Source organism: Bacteroides sp. 3_1_13 (genome assembly GCF_001185845.1).
Lineage (GTDB): Bacteria > Bacteroidota > Bacteroidia > Bacteroidales > Bacteroidaceae > Bacteroides > Bacteroides xylanisolvens.
In genome coordinates this window covers 858,529-881,506 of the sequence record NZ_KQ236956.1, presented here as the reverse complement: position 1 = coordinate 881,506, position 22,978 = coordinate 858,529, and the positions used below count along the sequence as shown (strand labels likewise).

At 42.4% G+C, this 22,978-nt stretch carries 17 protein-coding genes; 12 read left to right on the top strand and 5 right to left on the bottom strand.

Features of this window, described 5'->3' with window-relative positions:
• Window positions 1-24: 24 nt before the first annotated feature.
• Both aspT and aspD read left to right on the top strand, forming a co-directional pair.
• On the top strand, window positions 25-1,719 hold the full coding sequence (gene aspT / locus HMPREF9009_RS16070; RefSeq protein ID WP_049702698.1) for an aspartate-alanine antiporter: 1,695 nt from the start codon (window positions 25-27) through the stop codon (window positions 1,717-1,719).
• A gap of 22 nt (window positions 1,720-1,741) precedes the next feature.
• Window positions 1,742-3,385 carry an aspartate 4-decarboxylase gene (aspD, locus tag HMPREF9009_RS16065; protein WP_049702697.1) on the top strand — a complete coding sequence of 548 codons (1,644 nt, stop codon included), beginning with the start codon at window positions 1,742-1,744 and terminating at the stop codon, window positions 3,383-3,385.
• 175 nt (window positions 3,386-3,560) lie between these two features.
• On the opposite strand, the gene HMPREF9009_RS16060 is transcribed toward aspD, so the two are convergent.
• Window positions 3,561-5,669 carry an outer membrane beta-barrel family protein gene (locus HMPREF9009_RS16060; protein ID WP_049702696.1) on the bottom strand — a complete coding sequence of 703 codons (2,109 nt, stop codon included), beginning with the start codon at window positions 5,667-5,669 and terminating at the stop codon, window positions 3,561-3,563.
• A 131-nt stretch (window positions 5,670-5,800) separates the two neighbouring features.
• Between HMPREF9009_RS16060 and HMPREF9009_RS16055 the strand changes: the two genes are divergently transcribed.
• The 4 genes from HMPREF9009_RS16055 to HMPREF9009_RS16040 all read left to right on the top strand — a co-directional run bounded on the left by HMPREF9009_RS16055 (window position 5,801) and on the right by HMPREF9009_RS16040 (window position 9,445).
• Complete coding sequence (locus HMPREF9009_RS16055; protein ID WP_049702695.1) at window positions 5,801-7,309, top strand: ATP-binding protein; 1,509 nt, start codon at window positions 5,801-5,803, stop codon at window positions 7,307-7,309.
• 12 nt (window positions 7,310-7,321) lie between these two features.
• Complete coding sequence (locus HMPREF9009_RS16050; RefSeq protein WP_049702694.1) at window positions 7,322-8,017, top strand: response regulator transcription factor; 696 nt, start codon at window positions 7,322-7,324, stop codon at window positions 8,015-8,017.
• Between the two features lie 22 nt (window positions 8,018-8,039).
• Window positions 8,040-8,816: a hypothetical protein gene (locus tag HMPREF9009_RS16045; RefSeq protein ID WP_049702693.1), complete on the top strand. Its 777-nt coding sequence runs from the start codon at window positions 8,040-8,042 to the stop codon at window positions 8,814-8,816.
• Between the two features lie 80 nt (window positions 8,817-8,896).
• Complete coding sequence (locus HMPREF9009_RS16040) at window positions 8,897-9,445, top strand: hypothetical protein (protein ID WP_008022582.1); 549 nt, start codon at window positions 8,897-8,899, stop codon at window positions 9,443-9,445.
• 226 nt (window positions 9,446-9,671) lie between these two features.
• On the opposite strand, the gene HMPREF9009_RS16035 is transcribed toward HMPREF9009_RS16040, so the two are convergent.
• A complete protein-coding gene (locus tag HMPREF9009_RS16035) occupies window positions 9,672-11,030 on the bottom strand; it encodes a transposase (protein WP_008022065.1) in 1,359 nt (452 codons plus the stop codon).
• Between the two features lie 240 nt (window positions 11,031-11,270).
• The gene (locus HMPREF9009_RS16030; protein ID WP_008022584.1) at window positions 11,271-12,287 is read right to left on the bottom strand and encodes an SDR family oxidoreductase; all 1,017 of its coding nucleotides are present in this window, start codon (window positions 12,285-12,287) and stop codon (window positions 11,271-11,273) included.
• A gap of 205 nt (window positions 12,288-12,492) precedes the next feature.
• On the opposite strand from HMPREF9009_RS16030, the gene HMPREF9009_RS16025 reads away from it, so the two are divergent.
• The 3 genes from HMPREF9009_RS16025 to HMPREF9009_RS16015 all read left to right on the top strand — a co-directional run bounded on the left by HMPREF9009_RS16025 (window position 12,493) and on the right by HMPREF9009_RS16015 (window position 16,022).
• Window positions 12,493-13,395 (top strand): helix-turn-helix domain-containing protein, encoded by a 903-nt coding sequence (locus HMPREF9009_RS16025; RefSeq protein WP_008022585.1) that lies wholly within the window; start codon window positions 12,493-12,495, stop codon window positions 13,393-13,395.
• Window positions 13,396-13,425: 30 nt separating this feature from the next.
• Window positions 13,426-14,325 (top strand): helix-turn-helix domain-containing protein, encoded by a 900-nt coding sequence (locus HMPREF9009_RS16020; RefSeq protein ID WP_049702692.1) that lies wholly within the window; start codon window positions 13,426-13,428, stop codon window positions 14,323-14,325.
• A 422-nt stretch (window positions 14,326-14,747) separates the two neighbouring features.
• Window positions 14,748-16,022 (top strand): clostripain-related cysteine peptidase, encoded by a 1,275-nt coding sequence (locus HMPREF9009_RS16015; RefSeq protein WP_049702691.1) that lies wholly within the window; start codon window positions 14,748-14,750, stop codon window positions 16,020-16,022.
• 283 nt (window positions 16,023-16,305) lie between these two features.
• On the opposite strand, the gene HMPREF9009_RS16010 is transcribed toward HMPREF9009_RS16015, so the two are convergent.
• Window positions 16,306-17,475, bottom strand: coding sequence for an RtcB family protein (locus tag HMPREF9009_RS16010; protein WP_049702690.1), 1,170 nt, complete (start codon window positions 17,473-17,475; stop codon window positions 16,306-16,308).
• Between the two features lie 205 nt (window positions 17,476-17,680).
• Between HMPREF9009_RS16010 and HMPREF9009_RS16005 the strand changes: the two genes are divergently transcribed.
• From HMPREF9009_RS16005 to HMPREF9009_RS15995, 3 genes are all read left to right on the top strand, one after another.
• Entirely contained in the window at window positions 17,681-18,613 is a 933-nt protein-coding gene (locus tag HMPREF9009_RS16005) for an SDR family oxidoreductase (RefSeq protein ID WP_049702689.1), read from the top strand.
• 569 nt (window positions 18,614-19,182) lie between these two features.
• Entirely contained in the window at window positions 19,183-19,458 is a 276-nt protein-coding gene (locus HMPREF9009_RS16000; protein WP_004315294.1) for a LysO family transporter, read from the top strand.
• A gap of 66 nt (window positions 19,459-19,524) precedes the next feature.
• A complete protein-coding gene (locus HMPREF9009_RS15995; RefSeq protein ID WP_004315295.1) occupies window positions 19,525-20,145 on the top strand; it encodes a LysO family transporter in 621 nt (206 codons plus the stop codon).
• Window positions 20,146-20,240: 95 nt separating this feature from the next.
• Here the strand turns inward: HMPREF9009_RS15995 and HMPREF9009_RS15990 are convergent, their stop codons facing one another.
• A complete protein-coding gene (locus HMPREF9009_RS15990; protein WP_008022599.1) occupies window positions 20,241-22,868 on the bottom strand; it encodes a helix-turn-helix domain-containing protein in 2,628 nt (875 codons plus the stop codon).
• Window positions 22,869-22,978 lie beyond the last annotated feature (110 nt).

Here is a 22,978-nt window from a genome sequence, read left to right as displayed (position 1 = left end):
ATAACCTAAAACAACAACTTAATTATGGAATGGATTATTAATCAACTAAGGGTACACCCTGAACTTGCTATTTTCCTGACGCTCTTTGCCGGATTCTGGCTGGGCAGACTCAAAATAGGGAAATTCTCATTGGGGACAGTCACCAGTGTTCTGCTAGTCGGAGTGTTGGTCGGGCAACTGAATATCACTGTGGATGGCCCGATGAAAGCTGTGTTCTTTCTGCTTTTCCTGTTTGCCGTCGGCTATAAGGTAGGTCCGCAGTTTTTCCGCGGATTGAAAAAGGATGGGCTGCCACAGGTGGGATTCGCTGTACTGATGTGTATTGTCAGCCTGGTGGCACCGTGGATACTCGCCAAAATCATGGGATACCATGTAGGGGAAGCTGCCGGACTTTTGGCAGGCTCACAGACCATATCCGCCGTGATCGGCGTGGCAAGCGATACAATCAACCAATTGGGAATCAGCGATGAGCAAAAAGCAACATTCATCAATGCGATTCCGGTAGCTTACGCTGTAACTTATATCTTCGGTACAGCCGGTTCTGCATGGATTCTGGCTTCTCTCGGCCCTAAAATGCTGGGCGGACTGGATAAGGTGAAAGCTGACTGCAAAGAACTGGAGGCTCAAATGGGAACATCGGAAGCTGATGAACCCGGATTTTCCCCGGCTCTTCGCCCGGTGGTATTCCGTGCCTATAAAATCACCAATGAATGGTTCGGCAAAGGAAAGAAAGTCAGTGAACTCGAAACATATTTATGCAAGAATGATAAACGGCTGTTTGTAGAGCGGATTCGTCAAAGAGGAGTGGTGAAAGATGTCAATCCGAACCTGATTCTTCACAAAAACGACGAAGTAGTACTAAGCGGACGCCGTGAGTTTGTAATCGGAGAAGAAGACTGGATCGGTCCGGAAGTGATCGACGCACAATTATTGGATTTTCCGGCGGAAACTCTTCCCGTAATGGTGACTCACCGGACGTTTGCCGGGGAAACGGTAGCCAAAATCCGGGCACAGAAATTTATGCACGGAGTCAGTATCCGTAACATCAAGCGTGCCGGAATCAATGTTCCGGTATTATCCAAAACAGTTGTGGATTCGGGAGATATTCTCGAGCTCACCGGTCTTAAACATGAAGTGGAAGGCGCTGCCAAACAAATGGGTTACATTGACCGTCCGACCAATCAGACGGATATGATTTTCGTCGGCCTGGGCATTTTGCTCGGTGGTCTCTTCGGCGCACTGGCTATCCATCTGGGAGGTGTTCCTATCAGTCTTTCTACCAGTGGCGGTGCATTGATTGCCGGACTTCTGTTCGGTTGGTTACGCAGCAAGCATCCTACTTTCGGAGGTATCCCCGAACCCTCTTTATGGGTATTGAATAATGTAGGGCTGAATATGTTTATCGCAGTGGTCGGCATTGCTGCAGGTCCCAGTTTTATAGCCGGATTCAAGGAAGTCGGAATCAGTCTGTTTATTGTCGGTGCACTGGCAACCGCCATCCCTCTTCTAGCAGGATTGCTGATGGCGAGATACCTGTTCAAGTTCCACCCTGCCCTTTCATTGGGATGTACGGCAGGAGCACGTACCACAACAGCGGCACTGGGAGCTATTCAAGATGCAGTGGAAAGTGATACACCTGCATTAGGGTATACAGTGACGTATGCAGTCGGCAATACGCTACTGATTATCTGGGGAGTCGTCATCGTGTTGCTTATGTAAAACTATATAAATAAATATCATTATGGAAAAGAAAACAAATAACCCTGCCATTACGAAAAGTTATGCCAAGAAAATGGAAACGATCAGCCCGTTCGAGCTGAAAAACAAACTGATCGATATGGCAGACGAAAGTATTAAGAAAATAGCACATACCATGCTGAATGCAGGAAGAGGTAATCCGAACTGGATTGCTACCGAACCACGCGAAGCATTTTTTCTGTTGGGACAATTCGGACTTTGCGAATGTCGCCATGCGTTTTCACTGGAAGAAGGAATAGCAGGTATTCCGCAAAAGGCTGGAATAGCCGCCCGTTTCGAGGCTTTCCTAAAAGAGAATGAAAAAGCTCCGGGGGCTAATCTGCTGAAAGAGGGCTACAATTATATGTTGATGGAGCATGCTGCCGATCCGGATACGCTGATTCACGAATGGGCGGAATCGGTCATCGGCGACCAGTATCCTGTGCCCGACCGTATTTTACATTTTACAGAGTTAATCGTGCAGGATTACTTGGCACAAGAGATGTGTGACCGCCGTCCACCGAAAGGGACTTTTGATCTTTTCGCCACCGAAGGAGGTACGGCAGCCATGTGTTATCTGTTCGATTCTTTGCAAGAGAATTTACTGTTGAATCAGGGAGATGCCATTGCTTTGATGATTCCCGTGTTCACTCCTTATATAGAAATCCCGGAATTGCGACGCTATCAGTTTGACGTTACCGAAATTTCCGCCGACCAGATGACTCCTGACGGATTGCACACCTGGCAGTATAAGGATGAAGATATAGACAAGTTGAAAGACCCGCGGATCAAAGCGCTATTTATCACCAATCCGAGTAATCCGCCCAGTTACGCACTTAGCAGGGAGACTACCGAACGTATCATCAACATTGTGAAGAATGACAATCCGAACCTGATGATTATTACGGATGATGTGTATGGAACGTTTATCCCTCATTTCCGTTCATTGATGGCAGAATTGCCACACAATACGCTTTGCGTTTATTCGTTCTCCAAATATTTCGGAGCTACGGGATGGAGAACCGCAGTGATTGCTTTACACGAAGACAACATCTACGACAAAATGATTGCCCGCCTGTCGGAGGAGCAGAAATCAATATTGAACAAACGTTATTCCAGTCTTAGCCTGCAACCGGAAAAAATGAAATTTATCGACCGCATGGTGGCTGACAGCCGGCAGATTGCGCTGAATCATACCGCAGGGCTTTCTCTGCCTCAACAAATGCAGATGAGTTTGTTTGCCATCTTCTCGCTTCTGGATAAAGAAGACAGTTATAAAACCAAGATGCAGGAAATTATTCATCGACGCCTGCATGCGTTGTGGGATAACACGGGGTTCACACTGGTAGAGGATCCGCTGCGTGCCGGATATTATTCGGAGATTGATATGCTGGTATGGGCGAAGAAATTCTACGGAGATGACTTCGTTGCTTATCTGCAAAAGACATACAATCCGCTGGATGTGGTTTTCCGTCTGGCAAACGAAACTTCACTCGTGCTGTTGAATGGCGGTGGCTTTGCCGGACCGAAATGGAGTGTGCGTGTGTCACTGGCTAATTTGAATGAGGCCGATTATGTGAAAATCGGACAAAGTATCAAACGTGTGTTGGAAGAATATGCCCAAACATGGAAAGCATCAAAAGAATGAACTAAGTAGTTCATTTTATAAATGGGAATTTAATTCAGACAGAAGAACATAAGAACAAAAAATAAAATAGCAGTTAAATAAGCAACAGAAATAATTTTCAAAGCGCAGCATTTATGTTCTTTTGTTCTTATGTCTGAAATATTTCTCGCTCTTATGTCTAAAAATAAATTAGCATTTATTTAAAGCGGGAGGTATCGACCTCTTCCCTCTTCTTCTCTTTGTATCCTCCGAATTTATAGTTAAACGAAACGCCGAACGTGCGGGTGGTCCGCATATAGTGGTTCTTCACATTCTGCAATCCGTAACGGACTTGTGTTGAAATGGTAGAGGTATTGAATATATCGTCACACTTCAACGTCAGTTGCGCTTTTCCTTTCGCAAAGGTGTAACGAAGCGCCGCATCCAGGTTTCCCGAACGGGGAAGATCAAAAATTCCTTGTATGGCTTTATTTTGATAGAATCCGGTCAAGGTGAGTTTTAAATCGGGTTTGGTGGAAAGGGTAAAGGTATTGTTCATCGTCAACACGAATGTATAGAGTTTGCGGTCAAACGGGATGTCCCAGAAATCACTGTCTTTCTGGCGATAGCGAAAGCCGATGGCTGTTATACGGGAGTCCAGCCATTTTTTCACCTTGAAAGGAACTGTCATCATTAATCCGGCCTGCGATGAAAAATCAAAATTGAAGAATTTGTAAATCTCCACCAAGCGTTCCGGTGATTGGTAAAGGGTTTGCATTTCGTTGTTTTTTGTATAACTATAAAAGACGGAAAAGACGTATTTGCTTTTCAGGATATAATTGAAGGTCGCTTCATAGTTCGTTGCAGGTTTGAGATAAGGATTGCCTTGAATTTCAGAATAAGCTCCCATGTAAGAAATAGCGTTTTGTACGCTCCAGTATTCAGGATATTCCTTGTCACTACTCAATGAGAGTTGCAGGACATGTCCGGCAGTGGGCATATAAGTCAGATTGGCTACCGGATAGAGGCTCCATTCATTCCAGATATCTGTATGATATTGCTCTGCTGCCAAGGAAACATCGGCCGAGAGTTTATCGCCAAAGTTCTTGCTAAGTCCTGCATAGACATTCAGAGTTTGTTCGCGACGGCGGGAGTCCATGTTATTATCCGGCAACAGGTGGTCTGTTTCAGGATCATAATATTTTTGGTAACTATGGTCCAAAGCGGTTGTGTAAGCTATACCATAATTCAATCCCCATCCTTTGCCTAAGTTATGTTCTTGCCCGGCATAAAAACGCCATTGGTTGATTTGTTGTTTATCCCGGCTTAAGAAATTCATCGTTTCCGTTCCCAACGTACTATATAATAACTGGCTGCCGGGAGAATGGTAGTAAGTAAATGCTGCACCTGCTTTCAGTCCGAAAGGGGTTTGATAGTCCAGCTTCACATTATGGAGCTGGCTGTCTCCCTGCGAATCGGTAACGGAGTTCTGTGCCCCGGTAGCTACGGCATAATGTTTGGAATCGGTAAAGGCGGTTGTATAGACCAGGCTTAACAGATGATCTTCGGCGAGGGAGTAATCCATTCCGAGACGTACCTGATGACTGTTGGTACGGGAAGTCATGATATCATCCATATCCATCTGATGTACCGAACCGTCGGCCAACGTGTGAAGCGCTTCTTTCTCCGTGATTCTTCGGTCGCGATCATACGAGTAAGAGTAAAGAAGATCTGCAGAGAATTTACGTCCGGAGTACAGAAGGCTTCCACGTTCTGCCAAAGATTCGTAATGATGTTGATTGAAAGCTGTATAGAGTTCTCCCTGAAGAGAAGATGCTTGTCCTGTGCCGGGTGCCAGTATCAGGTTAATCATTGGTCCGCGCACCTGATAACGTGCCGGAGCAGAATACATCACTTCTGCCTTTTCAATTCGGCTGACAGGAATCGATTTTAATAAAGCATCCAATTGTTCGGCAGACAGAGTGGTCACTTTTCCGTTGATGACAACGGTAACACTTTGTCCTCCTAATGTCAGGCTACCGTTCATATTGACTATGCCCGGAAGATTTTTTAAAATATCATAGGCATTATCCACAGGCAGGTTGCCTACCAATCTCGGCACATCATACACGAGTTTACCTTGCTCCGCTTTCACTATCGGGCGTTCACCCATAATCATCACTTCGGGCAATTCTTGGAACAGGCTATCCATATAGCCTACATTTTTCACACTATCGGCAGGTTCCTGTAACGGTTGTTCTACTTGCGCGGTGGCGTGTATACACCCACATAGAAGAGATATCAATAATAAATTAATCCGTTTCATATCGTATTTATTTTTGTATACGGCAAAATACGGTAGAAAAAACGGAAAATTGCGTTATCGCTGACTTATCTAGTGTTATTTAGTCTTATCAAAGAGAAGGATAAGAATAGTTTCCTATTATCTTTGTCAGTATGAAATTACCGCTAAAACATATCGTCATTCTGGTTATATGCTCGCTAATCGGAATCTTCGTCTACCAAGCTTATTGGTTGACAGGGCTTTACCGGACGATGAAATCGGAAATGGAGAGCAATATCAGGGATGCGATGCGCACAAGTGACTTCAATGAAGTCGTGCTCCGGATAAATGATTTGCAAAAAGATAATGTGGAACATGGTTCGGTAACAGTGTCCGCTGGATATGACGCAGACGGTCATTCATTAGTGACTCAACAAACGATTTCTTATACGGATAGCACCCGTCAGGATACGATACACTCCCGGACGGAAACAAACGTGGATACGGTAAAAACCGTTGGTAATGATCCGGAAGCTGTTGCAAGTAGTGAAAGCGGACTGGATGTGTTATTAAAAAAACAAGATTCGCTAAAGGAGCTGTTAATCAGTATCCAGCAGGGGATTCATTCGGGGGTGGACACCTATATAGATGTAAACCTGCAACGATATGACAGTTTGCTCACCCACGTGATGAAGGAGCATCATCTTTCTATTCCTCATCACACTCTTCTGATTTATACCGGAACCCGTGCCGATTCTTCCATTATATATATAGATACATTAGGCATGGCAGGAGATAGCAGTTATATCCCCAGTCCTAAAGCAATCCGCTTTGACTATGAATTTAACCGGCATCGCAGCCAACGCTACCAACTGATATTCGAGCCGATCGACTCATTGGTGTTGAAACAGATGACCGGTATTCTGGTCACTTCCTTTGTGATTCTTCTGATTCTCGGATTTTCTTTCTGGTTCCTTATCCGGACGCTCTTGAAACAGAAAACGCTGGACGAAATGAAAAGCGATTTTACCAATAATATCACGCATGAGTTAAAGACTCCCATTGCTGTGGCCTATGCGGCTAATGATGCATTACTGAACTTTAATCAGGCGGAAGAGAAAAGTAAACGCGACCAGTATCTGCGCATCAGTCAGGAGCAGTTGCAAAGACTTAGCGGATTGGTGGAACAGATTTTATCCATGGGAATGGAACGTCGCAAAACGTTCCGTCTGCATCCGGAAGAAATCAACTTGAAAGAGCTGATTACCCCGCTTGTAGAGCAGCATCAGCTAAAGGCGGACAAACCTGTACATATCTCATTGGATATGAAACCGGAAACGCTTGTTATTGTAGCCGACCGTACGCATTTCAGCAACATCATCAGTAACCTGATAGATAATGCGGTGAAGTACTCGAAGGAGGAAGCCGAACTGTCTATTTACTGCCAGCAGACTGGGGAAACAGTGACGATCAGCGTTAATGACCGGGGAATCGGGATTCCGCTTGATAAGCAAAAGCATATATTTGATAAATTCTACCGGGTCCCGACGGGAAACCTTCATAATATAAAAGGGTACGGACTAGGGCTTTTTTATGTCAAGAGTATGGTCGAGAAACATGGAGGGACTATCACCGTAAAAAGTGAACCGGACAAAGGAAGTACTTTTACCATTACTTTATAAACCTGTAAAATCATGAGTAAAAACAAAATCACAGTATTACTGGTAGAAGACGAACAGACGCTCGCCATGATTATCAAAGATACACTTGAAGAAAATGATTTTATCATTCATACGGCAAGTGACGGCGAAGAGGGATTAAATCTCTTCTTCGAACTTCATCCGGATGTACTTGTGGCTGATGTGATGATGCCGAAAATGGATGGCTTTGAAATGGTACGCCGAATCCGCCAAACGGATAAACAAACTCCTGTCTTATTCCTGACTGCCCGCTCGGCCATCAATGATGTGGTAGAGGGGTTTGAACTCGGAGCAAATGATTATCTGAAAAAACCGTTCGGTATACAGGAACTGATTATCCGTATCAAAGCATTGGTGGGAAAAGCTTATCTCTTTACAGAGAATAAGGTAGGAAACCGTTTTGAGATAGGGAGTTATCTGTTTGATCCTGTGGCACAGACTTTATTGCACGCAGGAGTGAAACAGGAACTCTCCCATCGTGAAGCGGAAATCCTGAAACGACTTTGCCAGAACCGGAACCAGATAGTCAACACGCAAGATGTCTTGCTTGAGCTTTGGGGTGATGACAGTTTTTTCAACTCCCGAAGCCTGCATGTGTTCATTACCAAATTACGGCATAAACTCTCGCAAGATGAACAGATACGTATTGTGAACGTGCGTGGAATCGGCTATAAACTGATTGTCAACTGAACCCTTAAAACCGCAAAGTGCCATGAATAAAAGACATCTTCTCACAGGATTTATGTTTTTACTTTGTACCTATACCGCATTTGCGCAACAGGTGGAAGTGAAAAAGGATAGCATCGGCCGCGCGGTTCATCTGCCACCGGAGCAAAAACAGCTATTAAATATGGATAAGGATGGTTTTGTCTTACCCGATATGAATGTAGCGCCAAACGACAGGAAAGCAACCATTCAAGCGGATAGCATGACGCTTCATATATCTCCTCCCGAATTTATTGATGTTCCCTGGCCGGCTCCCAGATTGGGAACTTCTTTCGATCCTTTCAGTCGTGACTATAATCGTTCGGATATATTCGGGATTAATGCAAACAGCTATTTAAGTACGTATAGTTTATATAACACTTATCCTACCATGGGAACGCATATTCAGGCGGGTGCCATTTATACGTATACTCCCAATGACCGATGGGAGTTTTCGGGTGGGGTGTTCGGTGCCAAATATACAATGCCTTCTTTCCAGCATGGTGCCAGAAACGATTTTGGTTTTACCGGTTCGGCTGCTTATCGCATCAATGACTTTCTGCGCATCCGGGCTTTCGGCGAATATTCTGTGAATGGTGAGCGGAATGCGTCACAGGGCTATCTCACACCTATATATCCGCAAAGTGGTTATGGCATGGTTCTTGAGATTAAGTTCAATGATTATATCGAACTTCATGGTGGCATGGAACGTTCGTACAACCCGATGAAAAGGAAATGGGAAACGAGCCCTGTCCTTTATCCGGTTATTAAACTGAAAAGATAGTTTTTTTCTAAGAAAACATAACGGAAGCGAATAGTCAGGCTGAAAATCTCTATCTTTGTGGTAAATCAACCTTTACGAAGATGAAAAAACTGATTCTATTTCTTTCGCTGATATTATCGGTCGGTTTTGCATCCGCACAGTCGGAAATTCCTTCCGATAGTATTCGTCGTGCTCCATCCACCAATATTAAAGAGTTTGGTGGCTTTCTGCTGGATATGGGGTTAATGAATGTAGCAACTCCCGAACTTCCCAAGTTTAATTTAGAGATGCCTAATATGACGAAAGATTATAATCAGCTCTTTCGTTTAAATACAGACGTTACTTATTCGCAAGGATTCACTGACTCTTTTTCTTCGTCTTCTTTCTCTGGTTTTTCTGGCTTTGGCTACGGATATGGTTGGGGATTGTCCTCTTCTCCACAGTTTATGCAGATGGGGTCTTTCAAACTGAAAAACGGAATGAGAATCAATACCTACGGAGATTATGATAAGGATGGCTGGCGGGTGCCTAACCGCAGCGCTATGCCTTGGGAAAGAAATAATTTCCGGGGAGCATTCGAACTGAAATCGGCAAATGGTAATTTCGGAATACGAATCGAAGTACAACAAGGACGAAATGCGCCTTATTAAATAGGGATATTCAGTAAATGTTCCTCTTTCTAAAAAATCAAGAGAAAAGCTTTGCTTTACGTGAGCTTTTCTCTTGATTTTTTCGTTCAACTCTCCCAGTCTTCTATCTTTTTTGTAGAATATTGTTTACATATTCTTATTTTTTCCTTCCCACCCATGCATTATGTACATGTCTTTTTTAGGGGAAGTTAAAACCTCTCCTGTTTTTCCTGTTATTTTAGTTAGATTATGCTGCCTTTCTTTTTTTCTTTTCGACCTTTTCTATCATACATACCGCATTGGCTGTATGTATCCCAAAGAAAATCCAAAGTACTTCCGTTTTCCTGTTTCTAGCTTTTATCCTGGCCAGTGAGTAATGTTGTTTCTGCGTTCCAAAACTTCCTTCCAGGCGGGTAGCTCTTTCACGGCTGAGTTCCGACCGTAAGATTTTCCGAAGCGGCTCATCTTTGGCAGCTCTGCCCTTACGCTTAAAGGAAGTACTTATATGATATTTTGTACAAAATTTCCGGTTGGCATTATTGGCATAGATTGAATCCGCCGCAAGCGCCTTAACCCTAACCCCGGTCAGTTGTTGTTGCAGATGAATACAGTCTTTCAAACGTACTCCTTCGTTAAAAGCCTTAAAGGAGATATGTTCTATAAAGGAGATTCCGTCTATCTGTATATTGTTGACTTTGGCTCCGAATTCAACGGATTTGGTTTCCTTGCCTCTGATAATGGGGCGAAGGTAATGCCGGTCGATACTCACGATACGGTTGGACACTTTTTTGCCTGCAAATAAATTCTTCCCTTGCTCAAGGACTGTCTGTATGACCGAGAAACGTCTTTGGTAATCAGAGGATAGTGTAAGCCTGTTCCTGTAGGATGAATGAAGCAGCTCCAGCTGGTCAAGTAACTTTTCCAATAACTGAAGTAACCTTCGTGTAATCATACGAGTCTGTGATTTCTTGCGTTTACGCAGTTTGCTATAAGCAAGATAGGCACGGCGTACATCAAGATACTTGTTACGGGGACGTTGTATGTGCAAGGTCTGGCAATGTTTGCACAGATGACGATGAAGCCATACAATACCTTCCCATAAGAGTTTGGTATCAGTAGGGAAACGCAGATGACTTTCATAACAGGTGGCATCGGTCATACAGACATGAAGGTTCTCAAGATAAGGTGTCCAATGCTCGGCAAGAATGAGCTGGAGGGACTCAACGTCAAGGCGATCCGCTAGTTCCTGACGAATTGCACTAACGATTTTAGGATTGGTTAGTGGATGAAGCGGATCAATCTGAACACCACAAAATAACTGGTAATGAATATTACCGTTTAAATGCTCAATCAGTTGTGCATCGGAAAAGTTGGTATAGGACTTCAAGACCATCAAGGCTATTTTACCTTCGGGAGAAAAATAACTTTTACGCCCAAAAGGAGAGGACTTCAAATGCATTTGTCGGGCCAGTTCCGAGAAAGGGAACAGAGAATGGAGGCGACCTAATTCACTCGTTGCAAAACTTTGACGATATTTTTTAAGCATATCGAACTCAGTAAAACCTAAACAAGGTTCGATTTCTGAGATTTTTTGTATCTTTACCATGTGTTTTTATTTTTAATTACCCCCGTTTTGGCCGTCAAACCGTTTTTTGGGGGGAATGCTTAAAGATACAAAAAAGGCAACTAACTCGCAATGAATTAGTTGCCTTAAATTTTATTATTTTAGGAATATCCCTAAATAAGGTACTTCAATATAAAACCCCGGAAGTCTGAAATAAAATCAAGTAGTCCTATAGATTAGATCAGACAGTCCGGAATTAAATCAAGTAAGTTCGGCACAGAATTAGGAAAGCTCGAAGGCCTTATCTGCCGCACTTATTGCGTTGGCAATACGATCACACCATGAATCAAATTCCGGATCGGGTATTTGTGATTCCGGATGGGAAAGCATATAGTGTACGGCTTGTCGTAATCCGTCTGCCATGGAAGTGTTGCATATAAAATCAGGAACCAACCGCTTTATCTTCGAGTTATCAAAGACTACCGTAGCTGCTTTATCTCCTAACAGTTCACCTCTGAAATCATAATGATCGCTATGCTTGGCAAGGAAATCGGAGGCTACGTGTAATGCATTCAGAGGTTTACCCAACGCGTCGGCAATGGTTTGATAAATCTGATTCCAGGTCATGCTTTCATCGGTAGTGATATGAAAAGCGTTCCCAATGGCATGAGGGTTCGCCATCAGTCCTACATAACCTTTGGCAAAATCTTTAGAGTGAGTCAATGTCCACAAAGAAGAACCGTCGCCGGGGATAATAACAGGTTTACCTTCAAGGATTCGTTTTAGGATCTGCCAGTTTCCCTTATCGCCATGTACAGATACGGGAGGTTTTGTTCCGTTGTAGGTATGGCTGGGACGGACGATTGTAACAGGGAAACCGTTTGTGCGATAGGCTGCCATCAGCACTTCTTCCGCTTCTATCTTGTTACGGGAATACTGCCAATAGGGATTGACCAATGGGGTGCTTTCGGTTATGCGGTAATCGGCCAATGGCTTTTGGTAGGCAGAGGCACTGCTGATAAAGATATATTGCCGCGTTTTATTCTGGAACAGGCGGATATCACGCTTCACGTCTTCTGCCGTATAGCCAATGAACTGTGCAACCACATCGTAATGTTCGGACACGATGGCTTTTGCCACAGCTTCTTCATCATTAATATCCGCAATGATACTGTGAATTCCCTCCGGCATCTTTTTCGAACCACGATTTAGGAGAGTAATCTCCCACCCTTTTTGTTGCGCCAATGCTACTACATCTGTACTAATCGTACCTGTTCCTCCAATAAATAATGCTTTCATAAAACCTGTTTTTTATATTCTCCGGAACAAATATATCAATTCCATCATTTACTTCCAGCAATCATTGCCATTTATTTTTTCTGCCCGAAAGTTTATGTAGTATACAGATTACTGATTCTTATACCCATATTACTGATTTGCTGAATGAAATTAAAAAGATACCTTCAAATGTTTTATCTTTGTATCAGATTAATAACAGAAGCATATGGATGAAATAACAAAAATTGAAACCGTCGATCAGTATGACCAATTGTTTGGACTGGAAACATTGCACCCTTTGGTGAATGTAATCGACTTCTCAAAAGCCACCAGGTCAGTTGAATATATCCGTATGAATATCGGATTCTACTGCTTGTTCCTGAAGGATGCAAAATGTGGCGACCTCACTTATGGACGTAAGAATTACGATTATCAGGAAGGAACGGTTGTTTGTATGGCACCGGGACAAGTGAGCGGAATAGACAACCGCAACAGACCTGCTCCCCGCACCAAGTCAATCGGCGTTTTGTTTCATCCCGATTTAATCCGCGGAACTTCATTAGGACAGCATATCAAGAACTATACTTTTTTCTCTTATGAGGTAAATGAAGCATTGCATCTTTCAGACCAGGAAAGAGAAATCGTAACTGATTGCATACATAAAATTAGGATCGAGCTGGAGCATCCTATTGACAAACACAGCAAGCAACTCATCGTGCGAAACATCGAACTACTGCTGGATTACTGTATGCGTTTCTACGAACGGCAGTTTATTACACGTAATCAGGCGAACAAAGATATTATCGTAAAATTCGAGCAATTGCTGGACGAATACTTCCAGAATCAGGTGGCAATAACCGAAGGACTGCCATCCGTGAAATATTTTGCAGACAAGGCATGTCTCTCTCCTAATTATTTCGGAGACTTGATAAAGAAGGAAACAGGAAAAACTGCACAGGAATATATCCAGTGCCGGATTATCGAACTGGCAAAAGAAAGAATACTGGAAGGTGTTCAAACTGTCAGCCAGGTGGCTTATGAACTGGGATTTCAATATCCACAACACTTCAGCCGATTGTTTAAAAAGCATGTCGGTTGCACCCCGAACGAATATAAACAAAGAAACTAAGCATTTTTTAGCTACAGGAGTCTCAACATCATGGGAGATAAAGTACTCAAAATAGGAACCGTGCATCAATGCAATTGTTGTCTGGGAAGCAAAACACTACATCCGCTGGTGAGTGTCATTGATCTCTCAAAGGCTGACTTGTCGCCTCATACGGACATCAAGTTCGACTTTTATACGATTCTATTGAGTGAGTGTAAATGTGAGGCCTATGTGTATGGTCACCAGTATTATGATTTCTCGGACGGTACTTTGATCTGCCTGGCTCCCGGAGAGTCTATCAGTATGAAAGAAAAAAATAAGAGATTTCCCTCTAAAGGATGGATATTGGCTTTTCATCCCGATCTGATTTGTGGCACTCCGCTCGGACTTAATATAGATAACTATACTTTCTTCTCTTATCAGCCTGAAGAGGCACTGCATATATCATTGCGCGAGAAACAGATCATTCTGGAATTTATGGACAGAATCAACCAGGAACTCGAACGTTGTATTGATCGCCACAGCAAAAAAATAGTTTCCAAGTATATAGAGCTATTGCTGGATTACTGTGTACGTTTCTACGAACGCCAATTCATTACACGTAACGAAGTGAATAAAACGATTATCAAGCAATTTGATAAAATGATAAATAACCATTTCGAAACGAAGCCGGTACCGGCTGTCGATGTGCTTTCAAATGAGTATTGCGCTAACGTGCTTCATTTATCTTCTGAATATTTCAACGACTTGCTGAAGCACGAAACGGGGAAATCTTTTAAAGAATACATCGAGTTCAAACGTTTCGAGATTGCCAAAGACTGGTTGCTGAATACTGATAAAACAGTTAATCAGATAACACAAGAACTGGGTTTCCAGAATCCGCAGTATTTCAGCCGGCTATTCAAGAAAGTTACCGGTTGCTCTCCGAATGATTTCAGAGTACCTAACTAGAAATGAAATCTAAAAGGATTGGAGGACGATAAAGCAACAAAAAAGTCTTAATGAAATTTGAATTGAAATATCCAGTTCTTAATCTATGTTATGAAACATACTTTTTTGCTTGGATTATTTGCTAATTTCCCAATAGTCCGTATCTTTGCAATGTGTTTTTCATAGTATTAGATTTAAGGTTAACAAAGGTTGGAGCAAGGCGTTGCTCCTTTTTTTATGTCCATACGTAAGCTCTCCTCTTTAACTTCCTAAGTTACCATTTCCCGAACAGTTGTTCTTTCTTATGAATGACGGTATTGGAATTACGCTATTTTTCAGTAACTTTGCAAAGAGAGATGTATCAATTATGTCCCGGTAAAGCAAATCAAAAAGTTCTCTTTTTACGTTATATATAAAAAGAAAATTTAATCCTTAGTAGAATAATGGAAACAATGCAACAATATTATCGTCTGATGAAATCAATCCTCTTCGTATTATTTCTTTCTTTCGGCATGATTTCGTGTGAGAAAGAAGATCCGGTTTCTACATCTCCCAACACAAGGCAGACGGATAACACTGATCCGACAGATCCTGATCCTACCGACCCGGTGGTTCGTTCGGATAATGAACAAACTGTATTTATGTATCTGCCTTGGTCGACTGACCTGACTTCCTTTTTCTATCAAAATATTGCTGATCTGAAAAGTATTATCGGACAGAATATATTGAAAAACGAGCGGGTTCTCGTATTTATGTGCACAACGGCTACAAAAGCCACTCTCTATGAGCTTTCTTACGAAAAAGGCGCAGCTGTGCAGAAGGCTTTAAAAAGCTATAATTATCCGACTCCCAGCTATACAACGGCCGAGGGTATCACTTCTATCCTGAATGATGTACAGACCTACTCTCCCGCCAAACGATATGCAATGATTATCGGATGCCACGGGATGGGATGGATCCCCGTATCAAGAACGCAATCACGCAGTAGCCTGCAAACAGTCAAAAAACATTGGGAATATGGGAATACACCTATGACACGTCTCTTCGGAGGCAGAGAATCCAAGTATCAGACGGATATTACTACACTTGCCGAAGGAATATCGAGCGCAGGATTGAAGATGGAGTATATCCTTTTCGACGACTGCTATATGTCGACAGTAGAGGTTGCTTATGACCTTAAAAACGTAACAAGTCACCTGATAGCATCCACTAGTGAAATTATGGCTTATGGTATGCCATACGACAAGATCGGCCAGTACTTAATCGGAAACATAGATTATGAAAAGATTTGTGATGGTTTCTATTCTTTTTATTCAAATTATGTCACTCCCTGCGGAACAATCAGTGTCACAGATTGCTCGGAAGTGGATAATCTGGCGGCCATTATGAAAGAAATAAATCAACGTTATACGTTTAACGAAGAATTAATTTCTTCTTTGCAGAGTTTAGACGGATATAAACCTTCCATATTCTTTGATTGTGGTGATTATGTTGCAAAGCTATGCTCCGATCCTGATTTATTGGAGCAATTCAACGAACAACTGAAACGCACAGTTCCATATAAAAAGAATACGGAGTATTATTTTACAGCAATATCCTCCTATTATGGAGAACGAAAAAAAATCAATACTTTCTCCGGTATCACTATTTCTGATCCAAGCACTAGTGCAGCTGCTTTGAAAAAGAACGAAACAGCGTGGTATGTTGCCACTCATTAAGGCTACTAAAAGAAATAGTACGATAATGGAGCTTTACTCTTGTCTGTAATCGGTCAAATCTCTTAATAAAAATAGATTCGAGAATACAAATTCTTAATCAATGTTATAAAACATACTTTTTTTCTTGGATTATTTGCTAATTTCGCAATAGTCCGTATCTTTGCAATGTGTTTTTCATAGTATTAGATTTAAGGTTAACAAAGGTTGGAGCAAGGCGTTGCTCCTTTTTTTATGCCTATACTCCAAATTGCCTTTGTTTTTCTCTTCCCAGTACATGTGTCAATCACCCTTTAATAACTGCCATTGGAGCAAGTTCCACCAATGGTTTCACCAAATCCCGCTCATTCGCTATCACTTGCGCAATATCTTTATAAGCTCCCGGCGCTTCATCCAATTCATCCTGCGAACGAAGTCCGTGAATGATTCCTTGCTGGTTCATTCGCTCTTTCTCTTCATCCAGTGACAAACGGCGACAAGCATCCTTTCGTCCCATCAATCGGCCGGCACCATGCGAACAGCTTTTGAAGCTCTCCGGATTACCCAGTCCTTCAACGATATAGGATTTAGTACCCATAGATCCGGGGATAATACCAATCTCACCTTCATAGGCACGCGTAGCTCCTTTTCGGTGCACAATCACATCCTGATCGAAATGGTTCTCCCAGGCTGCATAGTTGTGGGCAATATTAATCATAGGCTCAAAGTCCGCTTCAGGTTTCACTGCCTGGATGGCTTCACAAATACGGGTCATCATCAACTGACGGTTGGCAAAGGCAAAGGCCACACAGTAGTTCATTTCACGGAAATAATCCTTTGCCATCTGCGTCTCCATTGGCAGGTAAGCCAGTCCCGATACCATTTCAGAATACCATTTCTCATTCCAATATTGCGCAATCTTATTATAGTGATTGGCAACCTTCAAACCAATGTTACGGCTTCCGGAGTGAATCATCACCCACACATCAGACGTTTCGGTATCTTTCTGAATCTCAATAAAGTGGTTTCCTCCTCCCAAGGTTCCTATCTGCTTCAAACAAGCCTCGTACTGATTCTTCAATATAGGCATCTCCTCAAGGTCGAATCCTTGTGGAAGTAATTCCTGATCTTGCTTTTTAGTATGATGATCGAATCCCAAGGGAATGGCCGCACGAATCTTCGACATGATGGAAGTCAAATCCGTATAACTAAAATCGTCCGCTTTTCGATTGGTCTTAATCGCACACATTCCACAACCGATATCCACTCCCACAGCATTGGGAACAATCACACCCTTCGTAGCCAACACACCGCCAATTGGCATTCCTTTTCCCGCATGGGCATCAGGCATGATGGCGATATGTTTAAACGCAAAAGGAAGTGAAGTTAAATCCATAATCTGCGACATACAAGAGTCTTCTACTTCATTCAACCAAAGCTTAGCGGGCAAACGTGTTCCCATAATTACTTTTTCCATACTTCTTTTCTTTTATCCATTCATATAAATCTCGTTATCGGGAGCAAAGTAAGATGGGAAGTACGAAATCTATTTGCGCAATGGATATTATTTTCTATTTTTGTAGAAATATATGCAAAAAAGTCGTGTCTCCGCAATGATTGTATCATCAAAAAGTCCGGATATGGCGCCTTGATATCTATAACACTATATATAATAGAACCTAATGAAGAAGATATTGATTATCGGCGCCAATGGATTCACCGGACGCCAAATATTAAATGATTTGTCTGTTCATGCACAATATAAGGTAACGGGGTGCTCTCTGCATCCGGATATTTCTCCGAATGATGCAGGGAAATATCGTTTCATTGAAACAGATATACGGAATGAAGCGGACATTAAGCGTCTTTTTGAGGAGGTTCAGCCTGATGTGGTCATTAATTGTTCCGCCCTGTCCGTACCGGATTATTGCGAGACGCATCATGAAGAGGCTTATCTTACCAATGTGACCGCAGTGAGCCAACTGGCTGTTTTTTGCGAAGAATATAAAAGCCGGTTCATTCATCTATCGACGGATTTTGTTTTCGATGGAAAGATGTTTGTTTTCGATGAAAAGATAAATGAAGATGCCGGACTGTTGTACACAGAAGAAGACATCCCCGCTCCCGTCAACTATTACGGATATACCAAGTGGAAAGGAGAAGAGAAAGTGGCAGAAACTTGCAGCAGTTATGCTATTGTCCGTGTAGCAATCGTTTATGGCAGAGCGCTGCCGGGACAACACGGTAATATCGTCCAGTTGGTAATGAACCGTTTGAAAGCCGGGCAAGAAATCCGTGTCGTATCCGATCAATGGAGGACACCGACTTATGTTGGAGACGTATCGGATGGTGTACAGCGTTTGATAGCACATACAACGAACGGTATCTTTCACATTTGCGGAGATGAGTGTATGAGCATTGCGGAGATTGCTTATCAGGTAGCAGATTATATGGGACTGGATCACTCTTTTATCCATCCTGTCACGACAGAGGAAATGAATGAAACCACTCCCCGTCCTCGTTTTAGCGGAATGAGTATCGATAAAGCACGAACAATGCTTGGATACGAGCCACAGAAGCTAAAAGAAGTTCTTGCGAACTGGGAACATTTATAAGGAAGAGGACAGATTACCAATTATTCAAGGATTATCCATCATTTTACGTAAACAGAAAACTACAAGAGGAATTCTGTGGTTTCTATTTATATAATAAGAGAGTCCTCAAATGGTGAACAGTGGCTATTTACACAAAATGCGGGATAGTGCCCAAATTGAAGACAGTGGTAGAATTGGAAACAATACTACTTTTTACAACAATCTATTTCATTCCGAATAATTCTTTCGCTTCATTTATTGCATATTTATTTTGAAAATATGCAATAAGTTATTATCTTTGCACCAAAATCAAAAAAGACCAATGATGAATCAAACATTACAACTACATAACGCTAATCTTTTTCTTGCAGGAATACCGACTTTCTGTAAGTCTTGCTGCGTGCATGTACATTGGTTCAGTGGATTCATCTAAATTACCCTATTATTTCTTAACAGGAACTATCTGCTGACTTGTTTCACTATTCACAGCAGTATTCCTTTCCGATTTTCAAGCAGATGTATCATCTTCTTTGAAAATTCTCTTGTGTGTTGTCAATAATCAGTTTAACCTAACCAAAAATATATACATTATGTTCTCTATTATATCTACTATGTTTTTAGGAATCGGCATCGGTTATGTATTGCGTAACTGGAGTATCTTGCAAAAGACAGAAAAGACAATTTCTCTTACAATATTCTTGTTGCTCTTCATTCTCGGTGTGTCTATCGGTTCTAATAGCCTGATTGTAAACAATCTCGGTAAATTCGGATGGCAGGCAATTGTTCTTGCCGTGTCCGGTGTATTGGGAAGCCTGATCGCTGCCCGTTTGGTACTGCAATTGTTTTTTAGAAAAGGAGGCGAATAATAAAAAAAGGAGTCTGATTTCTTTTAAGAGGAAAAAAGACGCGTTTATTCAAGAAGGAGGTGAACAATGAAAGGAAGTTTGATCGTTATATTATTCTTTTGTGTAGGTTGTGTCATGGGAGCTTTCAACAAGTTCCAGTTTGATACGCACACAGTTTCAATGTATATACTTTATGCGTTAATGCTGCAAGTGGGAATCAGTATCGGTTCTAATAAGAACCTGAAAGCGATTGTTTCACATTTGCATCCTAAAATGCTGTTGATTCCGTTGGGAACGATTATCGGTACGTTGCTGTTTTCTGCTTTAGCAAGCCTGCTATTGCGCCAGTGGAGCGTGTTCGACTGTATGGCAGTGGGAAGCGGATTCGCATACTATTCGCTCTCTTCTATCCTTATCACCCAGTTCAAAGAGCCTTCTATCGGGCTGCAACTGGCTACGGAATTAGGAACTATCGCACTGTTGACTAATATTTTCCGTGAGATGATGGCACTTCTCGGTACTCCAATCATCAAGAAGTATTTCGGGAAACTGGCTCCTATTTCAGCGGCAGGAGTCAATTCGATGGATGTACTCCTGCCCTCCATCAGCAGATATTCGGGAAAAGAAATGATTCCCATCGCTATCTTACACGGTATTCTGATTGATATCAGTGTTCCTGTTTTCGTTTCATTTTTCTGTAATCTCTGATATTGCTTGCGATGGTTTGACAAGAGCAAGAATGAGCATTGTGAACGAAAGACAGAGATATTTTTATGTTTGGGGCTAGGTCCAGAGATAATTAGTTAATGCCCGGAAACAGCCAATACAAACTTTATATCAGCATAGGAGACATCGTCTCCTAATGCTGCCTTAATGGCAAATATTCCCATGTATTCATGTTCTTCCAGATGCTTACGAATCTTCGCCAGATTTTCAGCTTTCACTACTTTCTCCACTTTAATCTTTCCTAAACGGACATAATATTCCAAATGACCGGCAATGGTTCCCGATACCAATTCGCGAGCTTTGGCTATTTCATCTATGCTCATTCCCTGGCAGAACATTTCATAGCTGACTAATTTTGTATCTTTTTTCTTCTCCTTCTCCGCTTCTTTTTTCTGTTTCTCTGCTTCCTTCTTCTGTTTTTCTTCCTCTTTCCGTTGCTTCTGTTCTTCTTTCCGTTGCTTCAGCTCTTCCCGTCGGCTTGCGGCTTCCCTATTATCAGAGATGAGCATATCCATTATTTCCGGTCTTTCCAATTGATTTTCCGCCATATACTTACGGACAATGCCTAATATTTCAAGTCCATACCTTTCCACCCCTTTTGCTCCGAAATAGGGTATCGCTTCCAGAGCTCTTGGATTATCCGGTAGCAGATTCACAATTCCCATCAACGCTTTCTGCTGCATAATAACATACGCAGGAAGATTCACCTCACGTGTTTTGGCTGTCCTCCATTCAGACAGGGCGCGATAAAGCTCCGGATGCAAAATATCCGTAGGCACTTCCACTTTCACCTTTTCAGCACCGCTACGTGTACGCTCTTTCCGTTCCTTCCGCTCTTTCTTTTCTTTCAACGCTTTCGAAGAACCGGAAGAAGAAGAATCATCCTCAAGACTCAACATTACTTTAGCCTTCAACTTCAAATAATCCGTAATAGCGAATCTCTCTCTTGCAGACACAGCCTCCAACAAAGACTCTTTAATCCACAACGCATCATCCAACGCCTGCATACGTTCCGCCAACAGCTTTCTCAACTCTTTATTATCAAGAGGCATATTAGTCTTATTATACAAAGCCCGAATCGGCGCCAACTCTTTATGAAAATATCTGGCCCCGGAACGAATCCGCTCCTGTAACTCCTGATTCGTCGCATAGTCTTCACTCTCATGTATCAACCGGGTATACTGGTTACGAAAACGCTGGGACACTTCCACTATTTTCTCTTTGATGCGAGGTTCCAATGCCTTATATTCTGCCAACTGCTTCGGAAAGAGCTTATACAAATCTTCATCTATCAAACGAAGCAATCGTTTATAAGCCTGATCGATCGAATAGAAATTAAACAAATCACTCAACAAATCAAAGAAATACGCCTTTTGCATATCGTTCAACTGCTGACTGCCCGGCTTATTCTGCTCTACCGCTTTGGTGAAATTATCCACCGTAGCATCACTAATAATGGCTTCCCTCCGCAAAGGAGACTCCAACACCATCCCTTCCAAAGTCTTGCAACGGCTCAACGCTACATAAGTCTGTCCGTGCGCAAAAGAGTTACGCGCATCAATAATGGCACGCTCAAACGTCAACCCCTGACTTTTATGTATCGTAATGGCCCATGCCAGACGGATAGGATATTGACGGAACGTTCCTTCTATCACTTCCGTGATTTCCTTTGTTTCCTCATTCAGTACGTACTTATAATTTCCCCACTCTTCCGGCAACAACTGAAATTCTGATTTATTCCCCTTCCCCCGCACAATAATACCTGCATCATTAACAGTGACCACCTCACCAATCATACCGTTATAATATCGTTTCTCGGACGATGGATCATTCTTCAGGAACATAATTTGCGCTCCTTCCTTTATTGTCAGGAGTTCATCCGCAGGATAGGAATATTCGGGGAAATCTCCTTCTATCTCGGCACGAAAATGATACGCCTTGCCGGACAAAGATGCCAATTCACGGTCATTTACTTTCTGTGCCTGATAATTATGTGTCGTCAGCCGAATATATCCTTCTTCTTTTTGTGGCTGGAAACCGGGCTGATAACGACGGTTCAGTTCATTCAGCACTTCATCGTCAGCCTTATTTTCCCGGATTTTATTTAATAAAGACAGGAAGAATGTGTCACTCTGCCGGTAGACTTTTTTAAGTTCAATGGTCATATATACCGTTTCTTTCAACGCATGGCTCGCAAAGAAATAAGGGGTTTCGTAATGCTTCCTCAACAGTTCCCACTCATTATCTTTCACGACGGGAGCCAATTGCTGCAAATCTCCAATCATCAACAGTTGCACCCCGCCAAACGGTTTCTCTCTATCGCGATACCGCCGCAGAGTTGCATCCACCGCGTCCAACAAATCGGCACGCACCATACTGATCTCATCAATAACGAGCAAATCCATGCTACGAATTATGTTCCGCTTTTCTTTACTGTAACGGTAATGTGTTTGGGAAGAATTAAAGGTAGTTTCCGGCACAAAAGGGGCAAAAGACAACTGAAAGAAAGAATGAATCGTTACTCCTCCCGCATTGATGGCTGCGATCCCTGTCGGTGCTAATACAACCATGCGCTTAGGGGTGTGTTCTTTCAATCGTCTAAGAAATGTCGTTTTTCCGGTTCCGGCTTTTCCGGTAAGAAATAAATGTGTGCCTGTATTTTCTATGAACTGCCAAGCTAGCTGCAGTTCCGGGTTATTTTCCATGAAAGTTATATTGTTATGTAGGTTTGCGGCGTTACCGCCGCATTCCCCATTAAGAACTGTACGTGCGAGTTTCCCCGCATACAGCTCCGATAATTCAAAATTTAATTCTC